Source organism: Microbacterium sp. AK031 (assembly GCF_024807145.1).
Classification (GTDB): domain Bacteria; phylum Actinomycetota; class Actinomycetes; order Actinomycetales; family Microbacteriaceae; genus Microbacterium.
The window spans coordinates 48,548-68,245 of record NZ_JANUCA010000010.1 but is presented as its reverse complement, the minus strand read 5'-3'; the positions used below and the strand labels follow the sequence as shown (position 1 = coordinate 68,245).

The window sequence follows — 19,698 nt, the reverse complement described above, 5'->3', positions numbered from 1 at the left end:
ATTCGGCGTGTTTCGAGCAGTACACACGTGGTTTGAGGTCGTTGCTCCGGAGTTATGCAGCCTGACGGCTCCGAGCTCTCCTCCGGAACGCTTCCAGAATGTCCGCAACGCTCTGTCGAACGGTGTGCGAGTCGAACAGGATGTCCGACGCGATCGGGCGGATGGTGGTGTAGCCGAGGCAGGCAGCGGCGATGTCGCGGGTGCGGTCCTCCACCTGCTTGTCCCATCCTTCATGGAACGTCCTGCTGTCGCATTCGATGATGAGCCAGCCGTCTACGACGAAGTCGACGCGTCCGACGCCAGGTATCACCACCTGTGTCTCGTAGCTCACATCGAGCGTGCGGAGGATCAAGCGCATGTATGTCTCCGGCCCGGACTCCGCTGAGGCGTCGACGAGGCTCAGGAGAACATGCAGTCGTGCGGGCAGGAGCGCGAACAACTCCTCGAGCTGCCTTCTGGTGAGCAGGCCGAGATGCAACAGGCTGTCAAGAGTCGCTATCGCCGCCCTCGGCTGCTGACAGAGGATCGACTGTCGCACGGCATCCCTGAGAGGTACGACATGTCGGGGACCTCCGCGTTGAAACCGGCGTGGCCAGTGCATCACCGTCGTTTTCGAGGCACGAGGCCGTATCCGCGACATATGCGGCAGGAGCTGCATGTGCAGCCCCGAGGACTTCAGCACGAAGACGCCCAGCATCTGCAGCAACGTCACGCACGACACACGACCACCCACTCGAACCGCCTCCGCCACCTCCGCGTCGACGCCCGGAGCGCTGTAGTGATCTCGCCGCAGACGCACGAGCAGGCCCGACTTGACGGCACGTGTGATGTCATTTGCGCTGTTCCCCGCCTCCAGGAGTTCCTTCCGGGAGAAGACGGTCGGAGCATATGTCGTCGTGAGGCGCTCAGAAACTGTCTTGTTCATCCACCGAATCGTGCCTCCATCGCCGGAGACCCGAAGCCCTGAAACCACGTTCTGTGGAAGGCGCTGGCTCTCGGGGTTCCTGTGCAGGGGAGGTGCAGGAGAGGTGCAGGCCGAACTCTCCGCAGCATAACTCCGGAGCTTTTTGCTGCATCCGCGGCGCATCGGCCCGACGGACCGCCGTTTGGGCAGTTTCTCCGGAGTTGTGCGGGTGAAGCCGGGACGGCGCGCGGCCCGGGACCCCCGGGACCTACCCCGCCCCGGGCGGCGTCTGCTTCGACTCGCCGAGCTCGTCGACGACGAGGCGGCGTTCCTCTGTCGTTCCGTTGCGATAGGCCTGGCGGCCCACCATGTGGGCAGACAGCGGTGAAGTCGCCAACTGCATCAGAACGATAGGTGCGACCAGCGCGAGGCCTAGGAGGATGCCGCCGACGGAACGCTGCGCGAGCGCGACGGCCAGACAGATCAGGATCACCCCGAGCACCTGCGGCTTGGTCGCCGCGTGCAGACGGGACGGCACGTCGCGGAAATGCAGCAGCCCCACGGCGGCGGAAAGGCACAGCACTGCGCCGAACAGGATCAGCACCAGCACCGCGACGTCGATGACGGCATCCGGGATCTCGAAGTCGAACACGTTCATGATGTCGTGTTGTCCCTTCTCGCCACGTAGCGGGCGACCGAGATCGAGCCGAACACCCCGACCGCCGCGATGATGAGCAGCACAGGTATGCTGCGGGTATGTCCGTTGATGGCCATCTCAGCGCCCAGCACGCACATCACCTCGGTGAGGAGCACATCTGATGCCACGGCCCGGTCGAGGATCGACGGTCCGCGGATGATCCGGAACATCGTCAGGATCGCCGCGACACTGAACACCGCCACGATCAGGATCAGCAGAATGTTCATCGCCCACCTCCTGCGCGCTCGTCGGCCTTGAGGGCACGATACTGCGCCGGGCTGCCGAGCGCCCGCACGATCCGCTCCTCCCAGCGCAGAACGCCTTCGCGCTGCGCATCGGCGTCGGCCCTCGTGCGCACCCCGATGATGTGGAGGTAGAGCACGCGTCGATCACGGTCCGTCTCGACGACGAGCGAACCAGGGATCAGCGACGAGGTGACCGAGACGTGCGTCATGATCAGGTCGTCGGCGTACTTGAGCGGTACGGCGATGATTGCCGCACCAGGCTGATGGCGGAAATCGAACACCTGGATCGACACGGCGATCGCACCGCGAACGACGGCGAGCAGGAACTGGGCGAGGAACAGCGCGCCGTACCAGAGGTTGACGCGCCCGGAGAGTTCGATCGTTGGCAGACGGAAGACGCGCGTGACGAAGACGGCGACGACGAGCCCGCTGACGAACGACAGCAGCGTGAACTGGTTCCACAGCAGCATCCACAGCACGACGAGCCATGCGAGGAATGGAAGCTGCAGCCACACGTCATGCAGGCGGTGGCGCTGAGTGTCGGGAGTCACGGGGTCACCTCCTCTTCCAACTGCACGAGGCTCACCGGCTGCAGCAGCGCATCGCCGATGCGGTCGCAGAGCGCGTAGAGAGGCCCGGCGAAGACCGTCAGCAGCAACGTCACGCCGACCATTCCGCCGGTCGCGAGCGTCATGATCCTCGGGATACGACGACGCTCCTGCTGCTCGTCAGCGGCGGGTGCATTGCCGAGGTACTCGATCCTGACGTCAGTCTCGGTTGAGTCGTCCTCTTCGCGCCAGAACGATAGGTTCCACGCGCGCATGAGCGCGTAGAGGGTGAGCAGCGAGGTCAGGATGCCGCCGAAGATCAGTACGAGCATGATCGGAGTGCCGACGGATGCCGCGGCCTCGAAGAGCGCGAACTTGCCGATGAAACCGGAGAACGGCGGCAGGCCGCCGAGGTTGATGGCCGGCACGAAGTAGAGCACGGCCAGCAGCGGCGCCGCCTTCAGCAGTCCCTTGACCCTGAGGATCGATGTGCTGCCGGCTCTTCGCTCTATGAGCCCGACCGCGAGGAACAGGGTCGTCTGCACGACGATGTGGTGAACGATGTAGTACACGGTCGCGCCGATGGCAGCCGGCGTCGCGATGGCCAGGCCGAAGATCATGTACCCGACATGGCTCACCAGCGTGAAGGAGAGGATCCTCTTCAGCTCGGCCTGCGCCACGGCACCGAGCACGCCGATGACCATGGTCGCGAGCGCGACGATCAGCAGGAGCGTGTCGATGCTGTTCTCGGCGAACAGCTGCGTCTCGGTGCGGATCAGCGCGTAGACGCCGACCTTCGTCAGCAGACCGGCGAACACGGCGGTGACAGGCGCCGGCGCGGTCGGGTAGGAGTCAGGCAGCCAGAACGACACCGGGAAGATGGCCGCCTTGATGCCGAAGGCAACGACGAGCATCAGATGCAGCACGAGTTGCGTCTCCTGCGGCAGCTCGGTCATCCGCTCGGCGATCTGCGCCATGTTCACGGTGCCGAGGGCTCCGTAGATCATCGCGATCGAGGCGAGGAAGAGGATCGACGAGACGAGCGAGACGACGACGTAGACGGCACCGGTGCGGATGCGCGACTCTGTGCTGCCGAGCGTGATCAGCACATATGACGCCACGAGCAGGATCTCGAAGCCGACGTAGAGGTTGAACAGGTCGCCTGCGATGAAGGCGTTGAAGATGCCGGCCGCGAGGATCAGGTACGACGGGTTGAAGATCGAGATCGGAGTCTCGTCCGAGCCGTCCGCGGCGCCCTGGCCGATCGAGAAGAGCAGCACGGCGAGCAGCACGATGCTGGAGATCAGCACCAGCAGCGCGGCGAGCCGGTCGACGTAGAGCACGATGCCGAACGGCACCGGCCATCCTCCGACCGAGACGGCGAGCGGCGAACCTCCGTCGACCACGATGAGCAGCACAGCGGCGATGATCGCCACGGCGGCGAGGGTGACGACGGTGACGAAAACCTGCAGCCGCGGGCTGCGGCCGAACACCAGCGTGACCGCGGCACCGAGAAGAGGGAGGGCGACGAGCAGGGGAACGAGTGCACTCACGTGCGGTCCTCCTCATCGTCGGATGTGGTCGTATCGGCGGGCTCGAGCCTCGACCACGGCCGATCCGTCGGCGCGTCGTCCCGGATCGAAGCGTGATCGCGCATCTGCAGCACCGTGATCGGCGAGGTGCGCACATCGACGAAGTCGGTGGTCGCCTCCTCGTCCTCGGCATCTCCTTCGTCGTCCAGGACGTCTTCGTCTTCGTCGGTGCGCTCGCGCAGGGCGATGTCGGCGGCGTCGTCCTCCACGGTGTCGGCCTGGCCGAGCTGCCAGGAGCGGTAGATCAGCGCGAGCAGGAAGGCGGAGACGGCGAACGTGATGACGATCGCCGTCAGGGTGAGCGCCTGCGGAAGAGGATCGCTCACGTCGCCCGCTGCTCCGAAGAACGGCGCGCCGGCCGGCACGCCCATGACGATCAGGAGCAGCAGGTTCGTCGCGTTGCCCAGCAGCAGGAATCCGATGAGCACACGTGTGAGGCTGCGCTCGAGCATGGCGTACACGCCGCAGGCGAAGAGTATCGCCATCACGATGATGAGGGTCAGCGAAACATCCATCAGATTCTCACCCCCCGCGACCGCATCTGCTGCGCCTGCCTGTCGACCTCGGCGCCGAGGCTGCGCAGCACATCGAGGACGAGCCCGATGACGACGAGGTACACGCCGATGTCGAAGACCGTCGAGGTGACGAACTCCATGTGACCGAGGCCGGGGATCTCCCACTCCCAGAACGAGCTGGTCAGCGGCGCTAGGCCGAAGAACAGCGGGAACACTGCGGTGCCGACGGCGAGGATGAGCCCGGCGCCCAGCAGGCGTCCGGCATCTGCCGGAGCGGCGGCGCCGAGCTCCCAGCGTCCGCCGGCGATGTAGCGCATGACGAGCGCCATTCCGGCGACGAGTCCGCCGGCGAAGCCGCCACCCGGTCCGTTGTGACCGGCGAAGAGCAGATAGATGGAGACCACGATGATCGTGTGGAACAGGATGCGGACGATCACCTCGAGCAGGATCGATCGGTTCTCCGGCTTCATCTGCTGACCGCCGACGAGCCATGCGCGTGGGCTGCTGCGGTTCTCGGTGGTCTGGAAGCGGATGCCGTCCGTCGTCTCGACGAGCGGCGCGATCCGTGCCTTGCGTCGTATCCGCTTGGGCAGCGACGGCCGCTGGGACAGCATGTCGGCGCGATGGGTGACGAACACGAGGGATGCCACGCCGGTGGCGGCGAGCACGAGCACGGAGAGCTCGCCCATCGTGTCCCAGCCTCGGAGGTCGACGAGTGCGACGTTGACGACGTTCTTGCCGTGTCCGATCTCGTAGGCGAGCTCGGGGAAGTTGACCGAGATCGGATCGGCGATGCGTGCCTGAGTCGCGACCACGGCGATGAAGGCCATCGTCACCCCGACGGCGATCGCCAGGACCGCACGCGGGATGCGGGAGACCGAGGCGTTGTGCTCGCCCATCCGCGACGGCAGGCGTCTCAGGACCAGGGCGAAGGTGACCATCGTGACCGTCTCGATCAGGATCTGGGTGAGAGCGAGGTCAGGGGCACCACTCGTCGCGAACAGCGCGACCATGCCGAGACCCGTCATCGAGACCAGCACGACACCGGTGTAGCGTTTGCGCGCCTGCACGGCGACGACGGCGGCGATGGCCATGATCGGTGCCACGGCGATCTGGGTCGGCGTGTGCCAGGCGGAGAGATTCAGCCGATCGATGTCACTCGCGAGAAGCGCGGTGGTCTCCGCGGCGACGAACACGACGAAGATGGTGCCGACGTAGACCGGCAGCGAGCCTCGCTGCGTGAACGTCGTGGTGATCACCGAGAGCCGGTCGATACCGCGCATCACCAGGTAGTACACGTCGGCCGCCGTGAACTTCAGCATTCGCGCCCTGCGGTCCCAGCCCGTGCGTCTGCTGAGCAGGAACAGGCCGATTCCCAGAACCACGGACAGCACGGAGATCCCCAGCGCCGGCTCGAAGCCGTGCCAGAGCGCCAGATGTCCGGGTCCCTCGACCGCCAGGCCATGGGCATCCAGACCGGGCACCGCGGTGATGGCGTATCCGTGCAGCGCGATGTCGACCGCCGGCGCTCCGATGCCCAGGGCGATCGTCGCACCGGCCAGGATGATCGGTGCGGAGAGGAAGCCCACCGGAGGATCGGGCCAGGCGGTGTCCGGCATCCTTTCGTCGCGTTCGTCACGCTTCTTCCAGAAGGCACCCCACAGGAAACGAACACCGTATGCCGCAGTCAGCATGGATCCGAGGATGACGCCGATCAGAGCGACGAGCCCCCACGTCGATCCGCCGAGCGCGTCGTCGAGGAGGCCGGTGAGAGCGGATTCCTTCGCGACGAAACCGACGGTCGGCGCGATGCCCGCCATCGACGCGATTGAGATGAATGAGGCGGCGGCCATGACCGGCGCCTGTCTGCCCACGCCGGAGAGCTCATCGATGTCGCGGGTGGAGAGCTGGCGGTCGATGACGCCGACGACGAGGAACAGGGCCGATTTGAACAGTGCATGCCCGAGCACCAGTGCGAGACCCGCGAGTGCAGTCGCCTGCGTGCCGTAGCCGACCAGGACCGTGAAGAAGCCGAGTTGACTGACCGTGCCGAATGCCAGGATGCGCTTCAGGTCGGTCTCACGCAGCGCCTGGATGCCGCCGAGCAGCATCGTGAAGACCCCGAAGGAGATCACGATCGGACGCCACGGCTCAGCCAGTGCGAAGATCGGCGCGAACCGGGCGATGAGGTAGATCCCCGCCTTCACCATGGCGGCGGCGTGGAGGTATGCGCTGACCGGTGTCGGTGCCGCCATCGCGCCGGGGAGCCAGAAGTGGAAGGGGAAGATCGCCGACTTGCTGAGCGCCCCGATCAGGAGCATCACCACCGCGGCATTCACGAGCGGTCCGGTCGGAGCGAGCTCGAGCATCTCGGCGATGCTCGAGGTTCCGGCCTCGACCACGAGCAGCACAACACCGACGAACATAACGAGTCCGCCCATGGTCGTGACCAGCAGCGCCTGGAGTGCGGCACGGCGGCTGGCGGCACGGCGCCGATAGTGGCCGATGAGCAGGTAGGACAGGATGCTGGTGACTTCCCAGAACATCACGAGCATGACCAGGTCGTCAGTGAGGACGAGTCCGTACATGGCTCCGGCGAAGCCCAGCAGAACACCGGCGAACTGTCTGAGATCCGCGGCCTCATCGTGGAAGTACCAACGGCAGTAGAGCAGCACCAGAGCGCCGACCCCGGTGACGATGAGAGTCATCACCCAGCCCAGCACGTCCATGCGCATCGAGAGGCTCAGACCGAGCTGCGGAATCCACTCCACGGTTTCGAACGGCGTCGGATCGCCGGCGAGCACCTGTGGCGTCAGGACGAGCGCGTGAACGAATGCCGCGGCGGGAATGAGAGCCCCGATCGCGAACGCCCGTGCCCCGAGCCAACGTACCAACGCAGGGAGAAGAAGAGCCCCGAGAAGGAACACGGCGAGGAGCAACAGCATAAGCGGCTCCTCAATGGCTCGTCGAGGCCTTGCGGCACAGGCGGGCGGGCATTTTCTGCAAGTTTACCGGTCGATGAACCCCCACCACTCCGCGTTCCGCACAGAATCAGGCGTGCGAGAGTGGTGGACATGCGACAGACGTGGATCCGAGAGCTGTGCGGCTGGCTGTTCGCCGCGTTGATCGCCGTCGTCACCGTGGCCCAGATCGCCGCGACCGCACGGGCGGATCTGATCTTCCGTGACAGTGACTCACTGGTCGTCGCGCTCCTGGTGCGTTCGATGGCGGATGGGGAATCTTTCGGCTGGATCATGTCGAGCGTTCTGTTCCTACCCGAGATCGTGGTGTTCGGATTGCTCTGGATGCTGGGGCAGGCGTTCGCTCTCGACGTGAATGCCGTCCTCGTGATCAACGCCGTCCTCAACCTGATGGCGCTGTTCGGAGCGGTGCGCCTGGTCGCAGGCCGTCGGCGCGCCGGAGCGGCCCCGGTCGCGTGGTCGCTTCTCGCGCTCAGCGGGTTCTGCATTCTCGCAGTGACCGAGACCTCCGCCTCCCGTGACTCGTTCGAGCTGGCGTCGCTGCTTGTGACCACGACGTACTATTCGGCGACGGTGATCGCCGTCGTGCTTAGCATCGGCGTCGTGCGACGAGTGTTCGACAACGCCGCTCGAGCACCGCGGCTGCTGCCTGTGCTGCTCGGCGTCGCCGCCGCCGTATCCACGCTCTCCAACCCGCTCTACGCGGCATGGGCGACGGTGCCGCTGAGTCTGCTGCTGGGCGTCGCCGCCGTGTATCAGCGCTCGCGCGCTCACGCGCTGCCGCTGCTCGCCTGGCTCATCGGCGGCACGGCGATCGGATTCATCGCGCGCATTCCGCTTTCGGAATGGATCGCGAACGACGGCTCCGCGTATGCGCAGCCGACACTCTGGCCGCAGTCGGTCCGGTACTACGGCGACCTCGTGGCCGAGCGGCTGTCGACTCCGCTCGGCGTGATCGGCGCAGTGCTGCTGGTGGCGCTGCTTCTGCTCGCGATTCGCCAGTCCCTCCGCGCACAGTCGCCGGGAGCTCGCTTCGTCGCGACGACCGCGTGGCTGCTGCCGCTGCTCGTGACGATCGGCGCGATCGCACTCGGCACACACGCCGCTCGATACCTCGAGCCTGTGGTGTTCGCTCCGATTCTCGGGCTGGTCGCGTCGCCTCAGGCTCTGCGGATACCGCGCCGCGCACTGACCGGGATGACCGCAGGCATCGGTGTGCTGCTCGTCGTCGGCGCCGGCCTCAGTGTTCCCCGCGCGGCTGCTGCGGCGCAGCATCCGAATGCGGACCTCACGTGCGTGAACGATTGGGTGACAGCGTCGGGTCAGCCCGGAGCCGGGCAGTTCTGGACCGTGCGCCTGCCGAAGCTGCACCTGGACGATCCTTCGCAGCTCGTTCAAGTCGACCACCAGCTGAATGCCTACGCGTGGCTCGTCAATCGCGCGGACTTCGACGTGGCCGAGGTCACCTTCCTCATCGAAGATTCGCAGAGCACGCCGTGGGCACTGGGTACCGATGCCATGCCTTCTGAGGTGATCACGTGCGGTCAGTACACGATCTACGACTTCTCGCCCGTCGCACTGCCCCTCGGACCCGCGCGCTCCTGAACGGGCCCACCCTGGAAGAGCTCAGCCGAGCGGCGCTGCCGTCGTCGTCCCCGCACGGAAGCGGCAGGTGAAGTGCAACGACGATGCGAGCTCGCCGCGCAGCATCCGCGCGACCTGCTCCCCCGCCGCTCTGCCCTTCTCGAAAGCAGGTTGCACCATCGTCGTGAGCATGTGAGGTCCGATGCCGTCGACTCTGATCCCGTCGAAACCGGCGACGCTGAGGTCATCCGGCACCCGCAGGCCGAGGTCTTCGGCCGCGCGGATCACACCGGCGGCGAGAAGGTCGCTCTGCGCGAGGATCGCCGTCGGACGAGTGGCAGGATCGCTGAGCAGCGCGCGCCCGGCGATCACGCCGTCGTCGATCGAACTGCTGCCGGCCGAGACCGCGATCACTTCGGGGTAGACATCCCGAAGGCCGGCCAGCCGCTCCAGTGTGACGTCGATCGTCGCGCGCTCCAGCCGCTCTTCGGTGATGCGACCGCGGACGCGATCGCTGTCGAGCGGCAGCGTCACGGCGGCGACGCGCTCATGCCCGAGATCCCTGACGTGCCTGGCGACTTCGGCGGCCGCCTCGCGGTTATCGAGTGTGATCTGCGGGATCCCCTCCCCCGCGTCGCCTTCGATCACGACGACCGGGAGTCCTCTGACGCGCGCGATCTCCAGCGACGCTCGGGCTCGTCCAGAGCATCCGATCAGCACGACGGCATCGACAGGTGCCGTCGTCAACGCCGATACCTCGCCCTCCCCCGGCTCGTCGCGCAGCAGCAGCACTCCCGCGCCGAGTGAGGCGAGACCGTCGGTGAGCCCGTCCATCATCGGAATCGTCACAGGGTCGAGGAACGCGGTGCGCAGCTGACCCTCGAGCACGACGGCGACTATCCCGCTTCGGCCGCGCCGCAGCGACGCCGCACGCGGATCGGGTCCCGCGTATCCGAGATCGGCCGCCGCGGCGAGCACACGCTCGCGCGTCGAGTCTGAGACCTTCGTGGCGCCGCTGAAGACGACGGATGCTGTGGATGTGGACACGCCCGCCGCGCTGGCGACGTCCGCGAGCGTCGCACGACGCGGCGTGGAGGACGAGGCAGCAGACGGTGTCATCCTCCGAGGATAGCCCCGACCGATTCCGAAGATCGAATCGATTCGATACGCTATCTCCCATGGACTACGCCCTCACTCGTTCGCAGTACGTGCGCTGGCGGGGCGCAATCTTCGCGATCTTCCTCGCCAGCGGCGTCTCGATCGCGACCTGGGCGTCCCGCGTGCCCGACATCAAGATCGCGCTCGGCATCGACAATGCGCAGATCGGCCTGCTGCTGCTCGGTATGGGCATCGCATCGATCCTCGGCATCTCGACGAGTCCGGCGGTCATGGCCCGCACCGGTGCGCGCCGAGGGATGCTGTCGCTGATGATCATGCTCTCGATCGGCCTCGTGCTGGTCGGCGTCGGCACCACGATGCTCGCGTCGTTCCCCGTCGTCGTCATCGGTCTCGCGCTGTTCGGCTACGGCAACGGATGTCTCGACGTGATGATGAACGTCGAGGCGACCGCGATCGAGCAGGAGGCGGGCAAGACGATCCTGCCGCTGTTCCACGCGTTCTTCAGCTTCGGCACTGTCATCGGCGCCGGCCTCGGCTGGGCGGCGACCAACTGGCACATCAATGTGGCGATGCACGCGATCGTCGTCGCCATCCTCATCTTCGTCGGCGCGTTCGTCTGCATCGCGAACGTGCCGAACCGTGAAGCGACGCTCGATCCGGAAGGGCCTGGCGAGAAGCCTCACTGGCGCGAGCGCATGCACGTCGCGATGTCCGCATGGCGCGAACCGCGCACGTATGCGCTCGGCGTCGTGATGCTCGGTATGGCCTTCGCCGAGGGCGGCGCCAATGACTGGCTCGCCCTCGGCACGAGCGAGGACCACGGCGGCGGCGCTGCCATGGGTGCCGCGGCGCTGACCGTGTTCTCGGTGGCGATGACGACGGTGCGCATCTTCGGCGGGCCGCTCGTCGACCGCTTCGGCCGCGTGCTGGTGCTGCGCATCCTCGCAGTGGCGGCGACCGGCGGCATCCTGCTGTTCATCCTCGCTCCGTCACTCCCCCTCGTCTTCGTCGGCGCTGCGCTATGGGGTGTCGGGGCCTCACTCGGCTTCCCTCTCGGCATGTCGGCGGCGGCGGACGACCCTGCGAAGGCCGCAGCGCGCGTGAGCGCGGCGGCCACCATCGGCTACGTCGCCTTCCTCGGCGGTCCACCCGTGCTCGGTCTCATCAGCGAACACATCGGCCTGCTGAACACCCTCTTCATCCTGGTCGCGCTCGTCGCGGCATCCGGTCTGGCATCCGGCGCCGCCCGACCTCTCAAGAAGGCGAATGCCGAGACGACGACGAAGTAGGCTCGTCGGGTGCGCCTCGTCATTGCCCGCTGCTCCGTCGACTACACGGGTCGGCTCAACGCCCACCTCCCCCTCGCCACACGTCTGCTCGTGCACAAGGGCGACGGCAGTCTGCTCGTGCACTCCGACGGCGGCAGTTACAAGCCGCTGAACTGGATGAGTCCGCCCTGCACCCTCGTCACAGAGATTCCTGGTGAAGAAGAAGCGAGCGCCGGCGTCATCGACGTGTGGCGCGTGACGCACAAGAAGACCGGCGACGCCCTGCGCGTGCAGATCTACGAGGTGCTGCACGACTCCGCACACGAACTGGGCATCGACCCCGGTCTGCAGAAGGACGGCGTCGAGGCCGACCTGCAGCGTCTGCTCGCCGAGCAGGTCGAGCGCATCAGCGAAGGGGCGACGCTCGTGCGCCGCGAGTATCCGACGGCGATCGGTCCGGTCGATCTCATGGTGCGCGATGCTGCGGGTGCAGCCATCGCGGTGGAGATCAAGCGCCGCGGCGACATAGACGGCGTCGAGCAGCTCACCCGTTACCTCGAACTGCTCGGACGCGACCCGCATCTCGCCCCGGTGCAGGGCGTGTTCGCCGCCCAGGAGATCAAGCCGCAGGCCCGTGTGCTGGCCGAGGACCGCGGCATCCGCTGCCTCGTGCTCGACTACGACGACATGAAGGGCATCGAGTCCGGAGTTCCGCGCCTGTTCTGACCCTTCGACAGGCTCAGGGACCGTGGGGCGACACCGTCCGCATAGGCTGGAGGAATGCCTCGCTCCCCCTTCTCCTGCATTCTCTGGGATGTCGACGGCACCATCGCCGACGCGACTCCCGGCATCTTCCCTCGTCTCATGGAAGTGCTCGCATCCTTCGGCCAGCCGGCACCTGACCCCGCATCACTGCCGCGCTGGGTCGGGCCGCCGATGTACGAATCGTTCCAGAGCCTTGCTGGGTTGAGCGCGACCCAGGCCGAGGACGCGCTCGTCCGCTACCGCACTCTCGCCGCCCGCGACGGCTATGCGGCCTCGGTCGACGTCTATCCCGGCGTCCCGGAGCTCATCCGTGCGGTCGCGGCAGCCGGCATTCCCCAGGCGACCGCGAGCACGAAACCCGAGAACCAGGTCACCGCGATCCTCGAACACAACGACCTGCTCGGGCTCTTCGCCGCCGTCTCGGGTGCGCGCAGCGGCATGATCGGGCGCAGCGACAGCAAGTACGACGTGGTCGGCTGGGCGATGGAGCGGCTGACCGCGGCGGGCGTCGACACGTCCAAGCCCGTACTCATCGGCGATCGCCATCATGATGTCGAAGGCGCAGCGGAGCACGGCATCCCGGTCATCTTCGCGGAATGGGGTTTCGGCGATCCCTCGGAGGGCGATGCCGCCGCATACCGCGTCGCCGATGCCGACGCGCTGCGAGCGCTGCTTCTGCCGTAGAAAGCACAACACTCCCCGCCGGCGCACGCTGTTGATGCGCGCCGGCGCGGGGAGTGCGGTGTTATCGCCTCAGATGGGGCGGATGTTCTCGGCCTGCAGGCCCTTGGGGCCCTGTGCAACCTCGAACTCGACGCGCTGGTTCTCGTCGAGTGAGCGGTAGCCGCTTGCTTCAATGGCGGAGTAGTGCGCGAAGACGTCAGCGCCGCCGTCATCGGGGGAGATGAAGCCGAAGCCCTTCTCCGAGTTGAACCACTTGACCGTGCCTTGGGTACTCATGTACTGCCGTTCTGCTGGAATGTCGTCGACGCAGGGTGCCCCGACGAAGCCCACAATATCTGTGCAGCGCTGGAGCGGAATAGCCCGGAGCAGAAGGTAATCCAAATGTTGCACGAGCGTCACACCGGCCACCGACAGACCGAATCAGCCGGAAAAGAGTGCGGCCCTCACCGCGGGGGGAGCGGTGAGGGCCAAAGACGACCGGAGGGTGCGTCATGAAACACCCTAACCCCAAACCCACGATCTTGTCCCCCATTTGGGGGACAAATCTTAAAAAACGTGCGATGATCGGCCTATAGGGCCCCCTCGAATAGTTCATTGGGGGACTGAACTACTCGAGAGGGCCCATAGCATGCGCGGATCGCCGGCTCTGGGGAAGCCACTTTCCGTCTGTTGGGGACGACGGTGGCGATGAAACCCCGTGCGCATGCACCTTCACATTAGGGGACGAAGAACGACCTCGTCCAGGAGGAACCGGGACAAGAGGCCGGTGAAGGTTCGGGGAAAATGATCCCGCGTGGATCGCAGGTTTCGGGACGAGATGGGATGCACAGCACGGAGTTCGCTCCGGCATCTCATCCTCCCGAAACCGCGGGGTCGCGCCGCGGTGGCTGCCACGTGCGCCGGCCCCTAACCGCCGTCGCCGCGCTCGTCAACCCCGTCGCCGAATCTCCATGTCGGTGTGAGAGTCGTTCACACGGATCACCCGATCCCCGACGAAAGGAATGGATCAATGGGCATTGGAGACAAGGCTAAGCACACCGCTGAAGACGTCGCCGGTCACTTCAAGGAAGGTGTCGGCAAGGCCACGGACAACGAGGAGCTCGAAGCCGAAGGCAAGGCCGACCAGGTGAAGGCCGATCTGAAGAAGGCCGGCGACAAGACGAAGGACGCCTTCGAGAACTGAGGCGGCCCTTCTCCCTCTTCCGAAGCCACTGACATGACGCGTTTCGGCATCGAAGAGGAGTTCGCCCTCCTCGACGAGGAGACGCTCGTACCCGTGCCGCTGGGTGGCGCAGCTATCGATGCGCTGACCGGTGGCACGGGTACGTTTCCCCCCGGTGGCGCCGGCACGGTCAAGAAGGAGTTCCTGACCTCGCAGGTCGAGTTCGCTACCTCTCCCGTGCAGGCGCTCGCCGAGGCGGAATCGCAGTTGCGGATGTGCCGCAGCGCCCTCACCGACTTCGCACGCGCGCACCGCGCCGTGGCGGTCGGGATGGGCACTCCGTTCGGCGTCGGCCCGGCGGGAACGGTGACGGCATCCGACCGCTATGGCAAGATCGCGCGATGGCTGGGTCTGATCAGCGACACCCATCACGTGAACGGCCTTCATGTGCACGTCGAGATCCCGGATGCCGAGGCGAGGGTCCGCGCGCTGAACGCGGTTCGTCCCTGGCTTCCGCTACTGCTCGCGCTCTCGGCCAATTCGGCCTTCGCTGACGCCCGCGACACCGGCCACGCCAGTTGGCGCAGCATCATCATGCGCCGCCTGCCCCTGTTCGGGTCGCCGCCACGATTCATCGACGTGGATCATTACCACGCCACCGTGGATCGACTCGTTCGCGCACATGTGATCCCGGATGCGGCATCCGTGTCATGGGCGGCCCGCATCTCTGCCCGCTACCCGACTCTCGAGTTGCGGGTCTTCGACGCCCAGCTCTGCGCAGATGACACTCTGCTGCTGGCGGCGCTCTGCAGAGCCCTGGTGTTCACGGCGCCGGCTGAGGGCAGCGTGCACGAGACGGATGCCGTTCAGACCTCGCTGTGGGCGGCGGCGCGGTGGGGGATGGACGCGACGCTCATGCACCCCGTGTCCGGCGAACCGATCCCGGCCCGATCGGCGATCGACCTGCTACGTCGAACGACCGCACCGGCGCTCGAGGAGAGCGGCGATCTGGCGCTCGTGAACGAGCACCTCGCACGAGTGCTCCGCGATGGGAACGGCGCAGAGCGCCAGCGTGCCGCACATCGCGATTCCGGCATCGCCGGGCTTCGTGCACTCGTCAGCACCCCGCAGCCGGCGGCCGCGTGAGCGGCCATTCCGCCCCCACGACCACCCTCAGTGAGCCTCACGAAGAGGACCTTCCGCTCAGCTCACGGCGTGGACGACACTGCCGACGAAGACCGAGAGGATCGTGGTCCAGCCGATGATCGCGACGGCCTGCCAGAGCAGGACGCGCGCCTTGCTGACACCGGTCGCTGCGAGCATGGTCGCGGTGAACTGCGTGGGCAGCAGGAGCGGGCCGAGCAGGCTGACTCCCGGCACGCCGTAGCGGTCGAGTGCCCGGCGGAACTTCGCCTTGCGGGCCGCGCTGCGGCCGCTCTCGGAGTCGGTCTCCGCCTCGACCACGGTGACGCTCGCACCGTCGGCCGCTGCCAGTCGCGCCTTGCGCTCCTGATTGCGGGTGACCACCGCGTTGCGCGCGCCCGAGCTGAGCAGCACGAGCACCAGCACGCAGAGGAAGTTGCCGGTGATCCCCGCGATCGCAGCGATCACCGGATGGATGCCGCCGATGATGCCGATACTGGCCGCACCCTCACCCTCGATGAAGGGCACGGCGCCGGCCAGGGCGACGATGAGCGGCTGCACCAGCTCCGGCACCTGGGCGACCAGGTTCTGGAAGGTCTCGATGAGGTTCATGGGATGTTCCTGTCCTTGCGACGGCCTGGGAATCTCCCCGGCGGTGACTCCAGTCCATCGGTTCGGCCCGTCGCGCAGAAGTGCCGCGCTGTCACTGGCTTTCGGGCTGTTCACATGCCACATGGGTGACATGTGTCATGGCCGTAATGTGGACGACATGAGCACTGCGTCCGCCCTCGAGCCAGACGGCGCCGCGACCGCCGAGCGCGGGGCGAGGAGACTGGCGCGAGGCGTCACGGCCACGTGGTGGTACACGGTCGCGGCGGTGGTCGTCTTCGAGGTCGTCATCGTCCTCACCACGGTCCAGGCCGTGCTTCAGGGCGGAAGCGGGCTTCCCGCGACGGTGATCGCCGTCGGCCTCGGAGGCATGCTGTGGGTGGCGTCGACGATCGCCCTGCTGATCGACTATCGACACCGCACGGATGCCACTCCGCTGATCCAGTGGCGAAGGCAGCTACTGCCGGTGCTGGTCACCGTTGCGTACGGACTCACTGCCGGAGCCATCTCCGGCCTGTGGGTCGTCGGCGCCCTACCGCTGCTGCAGTCGCTCATGCTGCTCAACTGGCAGTCAGGGGTACGTCTGAGAGTTGTGCTCGCTGCGACCGTGGTGCTGGTGGGACTCGTCGCGATCGACGCTCAGCGCACCGGAGACGCAGAGGCGCTCAGGGTCTGGGGGGTCGTGTCCTCCTTCTCCATGATCCTCCCGGGCATGACAGTGGTGTCGTTGTGGTGGTGGGACGTATTGGTGCGGCTCGATCGGGCACGCGCGTCGGAGAGTCGCCTGGCCGCAACGCAGGAGCGCCTCAGGGTCGCGACCGACGTGCACGATCTGCAGGGCCACCATCTGCAGGTCATCGCTCTCCAGCTCGAGCTCGCCGAGCGCCTCATCACGAAGGATCCGGATGCTGCGCTCGATCAGCTGCGTGCGGCACGAGGAAGTGTGGCCGAAGCACAACAGGGCACCCGCGACCTCGCGCTGCGATTCCGCTCGGTGCCGTTGAGCGACGAGATCGCCAACGCTGTCGATCTGCTGCGCGCGGCCGGAACATCGGCGGAGGCGACCGTCGATGCAGGCGCGGATCGTGCTCCGGCATCCGTTCTGGGTCCCGTCATCCGCGAGACGACGACGAACGTGCTGCGACACGGTGGGGGCAAGTGGGCACATCTCTCATTGAAAAGGGCGGGGGCGTCCTGGCGGTACGAGATCGTGAATGACGGGGCCGCAGGCCAGACGGCGTCAGATGACGGCTCAGGGCTCGAGGGCGTCGCCCGCCGCGCCTCGGAAGCGGGAGGAACCCTGGAAGTGCGACGGGGGAAACAGGAGTTCGCGGTCGTTGTGACCGTTCCGGCCGGTGTGCCGGGGGAGGAAGCGCGATGATCCGGGTACTGCTCGCCGACGACGAGGCGATGATCCGCTCGGCGCTGGCCGCCCTGCTGCGACTGGAGGACGACATCGACGTCGTTGCGGAGTGCGCCGACGGAGCGGAAGCCCTCGCCGAGGCCATCCGGCTGACGCCGGACGTCTGCCTACTCGATCTGGAGATGCCGGGGCTCGACGGCGTCGAGGTCGCCGAGCGGCTGCGTCGCAGCACCACGATCCGCTGTGTGGTCGTGACGCGGCACGCGCGGCCCGGTGTGCTGCGGCGAGCGCTGGCATCGGGAGTGGCCGGCTTCCTGCCCAAGTCCCGCGGGGCGAACGAGGTCGCGGAGGTCATCAGGCGCGTCGCGGCCGGTGCGCGCTACGTCGATCCCGAGATCGCGGCCGACGCCCTGAGCGACGAGCGCAGTCCGCTGACCGATCGCGAACTCGACGTGCTGCGAGCGGGGCGGCGCGGAGAGACCACAGGGCAGATCGCGCGGACGCTGGCTCTGGCGCCGGGAACCGTGCGCAACCACGTCTCGACCGTCCTCGGAAAACTCCATGTCACCACCCGGCAGCAGGCGGTGCTGGTCGCGGAGGAACGCGGCTGGATCTGACGTGAAAGGTGATGCCATGAAGACGATCGGGGTACTCGGCGGGATGAGCTGGGAATCATCACTCGAGTGGTACCGCCTCGCCAACGAGCGCGTCAGGGATCGCCTGGGTGGCCACCATTCGGCACGCATCCTGCTGGATTCGCTCGACTTCGCCGAGATCGAGGCGATGCAGGCACAAGACGACTGGGATGCCGCCGGCAACCTGCTCGCCGGACGCGCGCTCGCGCTCGAAAGGGCCGGAGCCGAACTGCTGGTGCTGTGCACCAACACGATGCATCTGGTCGCCGAGCAGATACAGGATGCCGTCAGCATCCCATTCCTGCACATCGTCGACGTCACGGCCGAGGCCATCCGCCCCTCCCGGGTGCGCACGGTCGGGCTGCTGGGTACGGCCTTCACCATGGAGCGCCCGTTCTACGCCGAACGCCTGGCGGCGCACGGCATCCATACGATCGTTCCCGACGCAGAAGAGCGACGGGTGGTGCACGAAGTGATCTACGACGAGCTCGTCCACGGCGTGGTGAGCGAGGAGTCGCGGCAGCGCTACCAGCGCATCATGGACGGTCTCGTCGATCGCGGTGCGGAAGGCATCATCCTGGGATGCACCGAGATCGAACTGCTCATCGGTGAGGGCGATGCCGCTGTACCGATCTATCCCACGACCTCGCTTCACGTCGACGCCGCGCTCGCTGCTGCGATGGGAGACTGACCGCGGTGTTCGGGCTCTTCGGATCGATGTGGCGCCCGTTGCGTCACCGACGTCGCGGTGTCGTCGAACTGAAATGGCTCAGTGCCCGCACGTACACGACGAAGTGGTACCCGCAGGGCATCGACTTCGGCACGTGGCAGGGGCGGCGAACGCTCGCGGTGAGCTGGTTCCGCAGAGACAAGACGGGTCAGCACCTCGCATCGCGCGTGACGTTCATCGATCTGGAGCGTTCACGGCACCTGGATGTCGCCCTCACGATCGAGGGAGACGACGGCGAGCTCGCCCCCGCCCAGATCCATGCCGGCGGCCTCGCCTGGTTCGGCGATCGGCTCTTCGTCGCCGCCACGGGGCAGGGGATATGGGAGTTCGACATGAGCGAGTCGCGGCGGATACGGGGAGCGGCGGCGCGGCGCATGGTCGGAGCGCGAGGACGAGGATTCGGTGCGGTGGCGCTCGCGGTGGTGCGCACGCGGGTGCATCCTGTGCCGTTGAGGTGCTCGTTCCTGGGTCGGATGTTCGACACGCACGGCACCTCGCTGCCTCGTGTGCTCATCGGCGAGTACCGCGGCGACAAGCTCGGGCGCATCGGCGAGTTCACGATTCCCGGCCATGTCGAGGGCTCGTTCGTCTCTGTCGACCAGAGCTCTCCGCAGATCGCCCGCATGCAGGGTGCCGTGCAGTGGGGTGACCGCCGATTCATCTCGCAGTCGCGGGGGCTGCAGCCGGGGGCGCTATGGGATGGCGATGGCGCCACGCCCCAACGCAGCGACGTGCCACTGCCGATCGGCTGCGAGGATCTCGCGCTCGACCCCGAGGGGCGGATGCTGTGGTCGCTGGGCGAGCACCCATGGCGGCGCGTGGTGCGGGGCATCCCGTTCGACCGGCTCGGGCTCTGAGAAAGACTCTGAGAAAAGAGAAGGGCCCTCACCGGCAATGAATGCCTGGTGAGGGCCTGTTCTGACTCGCTGTGCGCGAGGGGGGACTTGAACCCCCACGCCCGTAAGGACACTGGCACCTGAAGCCAGCGCGTCTACCATTCCGCCACTCGCGCGAGCGTCTCGTTCCGAAGAACTCAACTTCCCGAGGATATCACGCACTTTCGCGTGCGCCGAACCCGTGCCGGACTTCGCATCCGCGCTGCAGTACAGCGAAACGAGCCGAGGCCACCCCCGGAGATGACGCCCGGGAGGCAC

General features: G+C 66.8%; 20 protein-coding genes and 1 tRNA gene. 10 read left to right on the top strand and 11 right to left on the bottom strand.

Going from position 1 to position 19,698, the window contains the following annotated elements; translation table 11 throughout:
* Nucleotides 1–52 precede the first annotated feature (52 nt).
* The 7 genes from HDC95_RS16130 to HDC95_RS16100 form a co-directional block, all read right to left on the bottom strand.
* Nucleotides 53–925 carry a type IV toxin-antitoxin system AbiEi family antitoxin domain-containing protein gene (locus HDC95_RS16130; RefSeq protein ID WP_259064676.1) on the bottom strand — a complete coding sequence of 291 codons (873 nt, stop codon included), beginning with the start codon at nt 923–925 and terminating at the stop codon, nt 53–55.
* Nucleotides 926–1,172: 247 nt separating this feature from the next.
* On the bottom strand, nt 1,173–1,562 hold the full coding sequence (mnhG, locus tag HDC95_RS16125; RefSeq protein WP_259064675.1) for a monovalent cation/H(+) antiporter subunit G: 390 nt from the start codon (nt 1,560–1,562) through the stop codon (nt 1,173–1,175).
* Nucleotides 1,559–1,828, bottom strand: a complete 270-nt coding sequence (locus HDC95_RS16120) for a monovalent cation/H+ antiporter complex subunit F (RefSeq protein WP_259064674.1) — start codon at nt 1,826–1,828, stop codon at nt 1,559–1,561. The genes mnhG and HDC95_RS16120 overlap by 4 nt, the downstream gene beginning before the upstream one ends.
* A complete protein-coding gene (locus HDC95_RS16115; protein WP_259064673.1) occupies nt 1,825–2,397 on the bottom strand; it encodes a Na+/H+ antiporter subunit E in 573 nt (190 codons plus the stop codon). Before HDC95_RS16115 ends, HDC95_RS16120 begins: the two co-directional genes overlap by 4 nt.
* Complete coding sequence (locus HDC95_RS16110) at nt 2,394–3,947, bottom strand: Na+/H+ antiporter subunit D (protein WP_259064672.1); 1,554 nt, start codon at nt 3,945–3,947, stop codon at nt 2,394–2,396. The genes HDC95_RS16115 and HDC95_RS16110 overlap by 4 nt, the downstream gene beginning before the upstream one ends.
* A complete protein-coding gene (locus HDC95_RS16105) occupies nt 3,944–4,501 on the bottom strand; it encodes a Na(+)/H(+) antiporter subunit C (protein ID WP_259064671.1) in 558 nt (185 codons plus the stop codon). Before HDC95_RS16105 ends, HDC95_RS16110 begins: the two co-directional genes overlap by 4 nt.
* Nucleotides 4,501–7,446 carry a Na+/H+ antiporter subunit A gene (locus tag HDC95_RS16100; protein ID WP_259064670.1) on the bottom strand — a complete coding sequence of 982 codons (2,946 nt, stop codon included), beginning with the start codon at nt 7,444–7,446 and terminating at the stop codon, nt 4,501–4,503. Before HDC95_RS16100 ends, HDC95_RS16105 begins: the two co-directional genes overlap by 1 nt.
* 129 nt (nt 7,447–7,575) lie before the next feature.
* Between HDC95_RS16100 and HDC95_RS16095 the strand changes: the two genes are divergently transcribed.
* Nucleotides 7,576–9,087: a hypothetical protein gene (locus tag HDC95_RS16095; protein WP_259064669.1), complete on the top strand. Its 1,512-nt coding sequence runs from the start codon at nt 7,576–7,578 to the stop codon at nt 9,085–9,087.
* Between the two features lie 21 nt (nt 9,088–9,108).
* Here HDC95_RS16095 and HDC95_RS16090 read toward each other — a convergent pair whose 3' ends face one another.
* On the bottom strand, nt 9,109–10,185 hold the full coding sequence (locus HDC95_RS16090) for a LacI family DNA-binding transcriptional regulator (protein ID WP_259064667.1): 1,077 nt from the start codon (nt 10,183–10,185) through the stop codon (nt 9,109–9,111).
* A 59-nt stretch (nt 10,186–10,244) separates the two neighbouring features.
* Here HDC95_RS16090 and HDC95_RS16085 point away from each other — a divergent pair, with 59 nt between their 5' ends.
* The 3 genes from HDC95_RS16085 to HDC95_RS16075 are packed head-to-tail and all read left to right on the top strand — an operon-like array spanning nt 10,245 to nt 12,902.
* Entirely contained in the window at nt 10,245–11,474 is a 1,230-nt protein-coding gene (locus HDC95_RS16085; RefSeq protein ID WP_259064666.1) for an MFS transporter, read from the top strand.
* A gap of 9 nt (nt 11,475–11,483) precedes the next feature.
* Nucleotides 11,484–12,179, top strand: coding sequence for an endonuclease NucS (nucS, locus tag HDC95_RS16080; RefSeq protein ID WP_259064665.1), 696 nt, complete (start codon nt 11,484–11,486; stop codon nt 12,177–12,179).
* Nucleotides 12,180–12,233: 54 nt separating this feature from the next.
* Nucleotides 12,234–12,902, top strand: coding sequence for an HAD hydrolase-like protein (locus tag HDC95_RS16075; RefSeq protein ID WP_259064664.1), 669 nt, complete (start codon nt 12,234–12,236; stop codon nt 12,900–12,902).
* A 69-nt stretch (nt 12,903–12,971) separates the two neighbouring features.
* Here HDC95_RS16075 and HDC95_RS16070 read toward each other — a convergent pair whose 3' ends face one another.
* A complete protein-coding gene (locus HDC95_RS16070; RefSeq protein WP_033105552.1) occupies nt 12,972–13,178 on the bottom strand; it encodes a cold-shock protein in 207 nt (68 codons plus the stop codon).
* 733 nt (nt 13,179–13,911) lie between these two features.
* Between HDC95_RS16070 and HDC95_RS16065 the strand changes: the two genes are divergently transcribed.
* Entirely contained in the window at nt 13,912–14,085 is a 174-nt protein-coding gene (locus tag HDC95_RS16065; RefSeq protein ID WP_259064663.1) for a CsbD family protein, read from the top strand.
* A 33-nt stretch (nt 14,086–14,118) separates the two neighbouring features.
* Nucleotides 14,119–15,210: a YbdK family carboxylate-amine ligase gene (locus tag HDC95_RS16060; RefSeq protein ID WP_259064662.1), complete on the top strand. Its 1,092-nt coding sequence runs from the start codon at nt 14,119–14,121 to the stop codon at nt 15,208–15,210.
* A gap of 57 nt (nt 15,211–15,267) precedes the next feature.
* On the opposite strand, the gene HDC95_RS16055 is transcribed toward HDC95_RS16060, so the two are convergent.
* Nucleotides 15,268–15,819, bottom strand: coding sequence for a small multidrug efflux protein (locus HDC95_RS16055; protein ID WP_259064661.1), 552 nt, complete (start codon nt 15,817–15,819; stop codon nt 15,268–15,270).
* Nucleotides 15,820–15,976: 157 nt separating this feature from the next.
* Between HDC95_RS16055 and HDC95_RS16050 the strand changes: the two genes are divergently transcribed.
* The 4 genes from HDC95_RS16050 to HDC95_RS16035 are packed head-to-tail and all read left to right on the top strand — an operon-like array spanning nt 15,977 to nt 19,401.
* Complete coding sequence (locus HDC95_RS16050) at nt 15,977–17,197, top strand: sensor histidine kinase (RefSeq protein WP_259064659.1); 1,221 nt, start codon at nt 15,977–15,979, stop codon at nt 17,195–17,197.
* The gene (locus tag HDC95_RS16045) at nt 17,194–17,796 is read left to right on the top strand and encodes a response regulator transcription factor (protein WP_259064658.1); all 603 of its coding nucleotides are present in this window, start codon (nt 17,194–17,196) and stop codon (nt 17,794–17,796) included. Before HDC95_RS16050 ends, HDC95_RS16045 begins: the two co-directional genes overlap by 4 nt.
* 16 nt (nt 17,797–17,812) lie before the next feature.
* The gene (locus HDC95_RS16040) at nt 17,813–18,505 is read left to right on the top strand and encodes an aspartate/glutamate racemase family protein (protein ID WP_259064657.1); all 693 of its coding nucleotides are present in this window, start codon (nt 17,813–17,815) and stop codon (nt 18,503–18,505) included.
* Nucleotides 18,506–18,510: 5 nt separating this feature from the next.
* Entirely contained in the window at nt 18,511–19,401 is an 891-nt protein-coding gene (locus HDC95_RS16035; RefSeq protein ID WP_259064655.1) for a hypothetical protein, read from the top strand.
* Between the two features lie 72 nt (nt 19,402–19,473).
* Here HDC95_RS16035 and HDC95_RS16030 read toward each other — a convergent pair.
* Nucleotides 19,474–19,556, bottom strand: a tRNA-Leu gene (locus HDC95_RS16030).
* Nucleotides 19,557–19,698 lie beyond the last annotated feature (142 nt).

Excerpts from the sequence above, each read along its gene's own strand:
- mnhG (WP_259064675.1), bottom strand. The coding sequence starts at position 1,562 with ATGAACGTGTTCGACTTCGAGATCCCGGATGCCGTCATCGACGTCGCG.
- HDC95_RS16060 (WP_259064662.1), top strand. The coding sequence starts at position 14,119 with ATGACGCGTTTCGGCATCGAAGAGGAGTTCGCCCTCCTCGACGAGGAG.
- HDC95_RS16050 (WP_259064659.1), top strand. The coding sequence starts at position 15,977 with ATGAGCACTGCGTCCGCCCTCGAGCCAGACGGCGCCGCGACCGCCGAG.
- HDC95_RS16090 (WP_259064667.1), bottom strand. The coding sequence starts at position 10,185 with ATGACACCGTCTGCTGCCTCGTCCTCCACGCCGCGTCGTGCGACGCTC.
- HDC95_RS16055 (WP_259064661.1), bottom strand. The coding sequence starts at position 15,819 with ATGAACCTCATCGAGACCTTCCAGAACCTGGTCGCCCAGGTGCCGGAG.
- HDC95_RS16070 (WP_033105552.1), bottom strand. The coding sequence starts at position 13,178 with ATGAGTACCCAAGGCACGGTCAAGTGGTTCAACTCGGAGAAGGGCTTC.
- HDC95_RS16045 (WP_259064658.1), top strand. The coding sequence starts at position 17,194 with ATGATCCGGGTACTGCTCGCCGACGACGAGGCGATGATCCGCTCGGCG.
- HDC95_RS16120 (WP_259064674.1), bottom strand. The coding sequence starts at position 1,828 with ATGAACATTCTGCTGATCCTGATCGTGGCGGTGTTCAGTGTCGCGGCG.
- HDC95_RS16040 (WP_259064657.1), top strand. The coding sequence starts at position 17,813 with ATGAAGACGATCGGGGTACTCGGCGGGATGAGCTGGGAATCATCACTC.
- HDC95_RS16105 (WP_259064671.1), bottom strand. The coding sequence starts at position 4,501 with ATGGATGTTTCGCTGACCCTCATCATCGTGATGGCGATACTCTTCGCC.
- HDC95_RS16130 (WP_259064676.1), bottom strand. The coding sequence starts at position 925 with ATGAACAAGACAGTTTCTGAGCGCCTCACGACGACATATGCTCCGACC.
- HDC95_RS16100 (WP_259064670.1), bottom strand. The coding sequence starts at position 7,446 with ATGCTGTTGCTCCTCGCCGTGTTCCTTCTCGGGGCTCTTCTTCTCCCT.
- HDC95_RS16085 (WP_259064666.1), top strand. The coding sequence starts at position 10,245 with ATGGACTACGCCCTCACTCGTTCGCAGTACGTGCGCTGGCGGGGCGCA.
- HDC95_RS16095 (WP_259064669.1), top strand. The coding sequence starts at position 7,576 with ATGCGACAGACGTGGATCCGAGAGCTGTGCGGCTGGCTGTTCGCCGCG.
- HDC95_RS16065 (WP_259064663.1), top strand. The coding sequence starts at position 13,912 with ATGGGCATTGGAGACAAGGCTAAGCACACCGCTGAAGACGTCGCCGGT.
- HDC95_RS16075 (WP_259064664.1), top strand. The coding sequence starts at position 12,234 with ATGCCTCGCTCCCCCTTCTCCTGCATTCTCTGGGATGTCGACGGCACC.